4 protein-coding genes are annotated in these 4,623 nt (G+C 52.7%); all 4 read right to left on the bottom strand.

What is annotated here, in order from left to right; all coding sequences use genetic code 11:
- On the bottom strand, positions 1-519 hold a 519-nt coding region (eda, locus tag ACTF7Q_RS10155), incomplete at its 3' end, for a bifunctional 4-hydroxy-2-oxoglutarate aldolase/2-dehydro-3-deoxy-phosphogluconate aldolase (protein WP_438997720.1).
- 14 nt (positions 520-533) lie between these two features.
- Entirely contained in the window at positions 534-2,363 is a 1,830-nt protein-coding gene (gene edd, locus ACTF7Q_RS10150) for a phosphogluconate dehydratase (protein WP_438997719.1), read from the bottom strand.
- Positions 2,360-2,983, bottom strand: a complete 624-nt coding sequence (gene pgl, locus ACTF7Q_RS10145) for a 6-phosphogluconolactonase (RefSeq protein WP_438997718.1) — start codon at positions 2,981-2,983, stop codon at positions 2,360-2,362. The genes edd and pgl overlap by 4 nt, the downstream gene beginning before the upstream one ends.
- Positions 2,983-4,473 carry a glucose-6-phosphate dehydrogenase gene (gene zwf / locus ACTF7Q_RS10140; RefSeq protein ID WP_438997717.1) on the bottom strand — a complete coding sequence of 497 codons (1,491 nt, stop codon included), beginning with the start codon at positions 4,471-4,473 and terminating at the stop codon, positions 2,983-2,985. The genes pgl and zwf overlap by 1 nt, the downstream gene beginning before the upstream one ends.
- Positions 4,474-4,623: the final 150 nt, after the last annotated feature.

Here is a 4,623-nt window from a genome sequence, read left to right as displayed (position 1 = left end):
CACATTCGGCAATGACAGCCAGTCCGGTGCCGTCGCTTCGGTGATGCCGCCAGTCGGGCAAAACCCTAAATGTGGCAACGGGCTAGCTAGCGATTTTATGAAATTCGAGCCGCCGGCCGCCATCGCCGGAAAGAACTTGATAACATCAAAACCCTGTTCGGCAAGCACCATCATTTCCGAAACAGTTGAGGCACCTGGCAAAAGCGGAATATCCGCATCCTGACATCCTTTAATAACAGTATCGGTTGATCCTGGGCTGACCACAAAGCGGGCACCTGCTGATGCCGATGCCTGTGCCAGTTCGGGCGATAGAATTGTGCCTGCGCCAACAACCATATCGGGGCATTGATCGGCAATTACGGCAATCGAATCAAGCGCGGCTGACGTGCGTAGGGTAATCTCGATTGTGCGAATATCGTTGGCCAGCAGGGTTTCCGCCAACGGCACCGCTTTGCTGGCATCATCTATCACAATCACAGGCATCACATGCCCAAGCCCCAATACATCTTTAATCGTCATCTTAGCATCAGTCATTATAAATTTATCAGCGGGTTCACCCCGCCTCCCTGTTCTGCTGGTGCGGCTTTGCCGCGCAAGCTTGCAAATAATGGCCGGCCAAAGCCGTCCTGTGGCGCCTGATTTGCCATCGCTGGCAATGGCCGTGCTTCCAGATCAGCCGCAACATTAAGTTCACCGCTAACCGCATCAAGGGTGATTATGTCACCATCCTTGATCTTGGCAATGGCACCCCCTGCCACAGCTTCGGGGCAAACATGGATCGCCGCAGGCACTTTGCCCGACGCGCCGGACATTCGTCCGTCTGTTACCAACGCCACTTTGTGACCCTGTTCTTGTAGAATTGATAAAAGCGGTGTTAGGCTATGCAATTCGGGCATACCATTCGCCTGAGGGCCTTGCGTATGAATAACGACAATCACATCTTGATTGAGCGCACCATCAGCAAAGGCCGCCTTAACCGCGGCTTCACTGGTAAACACCTTTGCTGGTGCAGTCACAATATGGTGGCTGGCATCAACCGCCGATATTTTGATAACTGATTTACCTAGTGAACCGGTCAACATTTTCAACCCGCCGGTCACACTATGCGGATTTGATACTGGACGTAAAATGTCCATATCTTGGCTTTCGCCAGCCGCCGGTTTCCACGCCACGTCATTATCCGAACCAAAAACAGGCTCGGATGCGTAATCCGCCAGACTATCGCCCCAAACGGTGCGCGCATCGGCATGAATCAACCCAGCTTCCAATAACTCGCGGATCACATAACCTATACCACCAGCCGCATGAAAATGATTCACGTCAGCGCTGCCATTAGGATAGACACGCGCCAATAGCGGCACAATTTCTGATAGATCGGCAAAATCTTCCCATGTCAGTGTAATGCCCGCCGCCGCCGCCATAGCTGGCAGATGCAAAGTATGATTGGTCGATCCGCCTGTAGCGTGCAAGCCGACAATGGCATTTACAAACGCACGCTCATCCAGAACGTCGCCAATCGGACGGTAATCATCCGACTGTCGCGAAATGCGGGCGGCCTGATGCGTTGCTGCCACTGTCAGCGCATGACGAAGATCATCATGCGGATGTATAAAGGCCGCACCGGGCAAATGCAGACCCATGATTTCCATTAACATCTGGTTGCTATTGGCCGTGCCATAAAAGGTGCATGTCCCAGCCCCATGATAGGCGGACACTTCAGATTTCAGCAAATCGGCGCGGCTGGCCTTGCCTTGGGCATATGCTTTGCGGACAGCCGCTTTTTCATCATTGGCAAGGCCAGTTGACATCGGCCCCGCTGGCACAAAGATAGTGGGCAAATGGCCAAAGGACAAAGCCCCCATCACCAGCCCCGGTACAATCTTGTCACAAACTCCAAGGCAGAGAGCCGCGTCATAGACCCCATGCGATAGACCAATACCGGTTGACATGGCAATCACATCACGGCTGAGCAATGATAATTCCATTCCGGGGCGTCCTTGCGTAACGCCATCACACATCGCGGGGACACCACCGGCAACTTGGGCTGTAGCGCCAACTGTACGCGCCGCGGCTTTGATGATTTGCGGGAATTTTTCAAACGGCTGATGCGCTGACAGCATATCATTATAGGCGGTTATGATGCCTATATTCGGCTTTACGTTATCGGCCATTGCCAGCACATCATCCTGGTCGCCGCCAGCCGCCGCCGCCGCATGCGCCATATTCGAACAAGATACCGAACGACGGTCACTATCCGGATCATTCTGCATGCCAGCAATCGAAGCCAGATAGGCCGCACGGCTGGCTTGGCTTCGGGTACGTATGCGATCTGTGACCGCATCAATAACGCTATGTAATGTCATGATACTTGATCCGTAATAATATCAATATTGGTAATCGTTTGATGCAACAATGCTGATACTGGCAGATTGCGATCATGTTGGGCTTCGGCCAGCACCGCGCGTTTGGCATCACCCTGTATCAATAGCATGATGTGCCGTGATTGTAATATCATCGCCAAATTCATACTGATTCGTGGATGTGCTGGCGATCCCTTGATGCCCGTGCGCAGAATGGCTGGTGCGGCATCCGAATCAAACGCTGTTGCATCAGTTATCATATCGGGAAACAAGGATGCAAAATGCCCGTCTGTTCCCATGCCCAACAACATCACGTCAAACGGGCGCGCTATATTTGCCACTGCATCTGGATCGCGCGCCAGTGACACATAATGCGCCTGTGCCGCATTGCCTTGCAATAAATGCGTATGCACCAGCAAATCATTCGAGTCAGCATGATTAGCCGGCACATCACGATCATCAACCAATGTGATGGTGACCTGTGCCCAGTCAATCGGCGTGCTGGCCAGCGTTGCAAATGTCGGTATGGGACTCGACCCGCCAGACACCACCAGACTGGCTGATCCGCGTTCGGCAATCGCTTGAGATAAATAGTCGGCAATCGCAACGCCCGCATCTATCATCACGCATCTCCTTCATGTGGATCAATCCACGCATGTGCATCACTCAGTGCCAGACTATCACCTTGAATTGGACCCATCGAGCCAGCTTTGTAATTATATAGAGCATGTTTTTTGATATCCGCGATCAGCGGGTCGATGATATCCCATGCGGCCAGCACCTCATCGAGGCGCATAAACAACGTCTGGTTCCCACGCGCGACATCCATCAATAGCCGCTCATAGGCATCAGGTAGGCGTTGATCGAATGTATCATCAAAAGACAAATTCAGCTCAGATGGAAATAGCCGCATACCGCCGGGGCCCGGTTCCTTGCTGGTCAGTTGCAAACGCAGACCTTCTTGCGGTTGTAGCCGGATTGTCAGCCGGTTTGGCACATCCGGTTTGGCTGGCGCGCCAGGCTTGGTGAAAATATCATGGGGACGGTTTTTAAAGGTAATAACGATCTCACTGGCACGTTGGGAAAGGCGTTTGCCTGTGCGCACATAGAATGGCACACCAGCCCAGCGCCAATTTTCGATCTTCAGCTTCAATGCCACATAAGTCTCGGTGTTTGAAGCTTCGCCAAGCTCATCAAGATACCCTGTCACTGGCGCACCATTCACTTTGCCAGCTTGATATTGACCACGCACCACGTCAGCCGGGGCAATCGGCTGGATTGCCCGTAATACGCGCAGCTTTTCGTCACGCACCTGGTCAGCATTGAAATAAGCAGGTGGTTCCATCCCGACCAGACAGACAAGCTGAAGCAGGTGGTTTTGGATCATATCGCGCAGGGCACCATATTTGTCATAATAGGACGCACGTCCATCAACCCCGACCGTTTCAGCCACAGTGATCTGCACATGGTCAATCGCATGATTGCCCCATTGCGACTCAAAAATCGTATTGGCAAAGCGCAACGCCATCAGATTCTGCACTGTCTCCTTACCCAAATAATGGTCAATTCGGTAAATCTGCGTTTCGTCAAAAACATTCAGCAATAATTTATTGATAGCACGGGCAGAGTTCCCATCATGGCCAAGCGGCTTTTCGACAACAAGGCGGCTTTGCGGGACTGCCAGCCCATGTGTGGCAATCGTATCACAGGCGGCGCCAAACAAGGTCGGGGCGATCGCCAGATAAAAAATCAACGGGCGTTCAGGCGACAGGCGGCGATTGACCAGCTCAGCCAGCGTGACGCCCCCCTCACCACTAACAACATCAAGTGTGACGATCCGGATCAGCGCAATGAATCCTGCCCATTGGGCCTCGCCATCATCTTCATCGGCAATCGCATCGGCGCAAAACGGGCGCAGCATGGCGGCAAATTCTTCGACGGTCATTGTTGTTCGGGCGGCGGCGATCAGCCGGAATTCGGTGGTGATCTGGCCTGCCAGATAGCGCCAGAACAAGGCTGGAAAAATCTTTCGTAGCGCCAAATCACCAGTACCACCGACAATCACATAATCGCTATCAGGTATTTCTGCGGATTTTGGAATAAGTTCAGACATTATTTACGCCATTTTCAAGTTTCTATAAGCACCGATATATCATTTCCGGCGCATCCGGGCGGCAGTATAGCGATTAGCCACCGCCGCTTGCGCCCCCTTTATGCCAGCTAATGGATCAACCGACAACCAGACTGGCACCGTTTCCAGCAA

Origin of the sequence: Puniceispirillum sp. (SeqCode) (genome assembly GCF_965657105.1) — a bacterium.
Lineage (GTDB): Bacteria > Pseudomonadota > Alphaproteobacteria > Puniceispirillales > Puniceispirillaceae > Puniceispirillum.
This window is presented reverse-complemented; position numbering and strand designations above follow the sequence as displayed.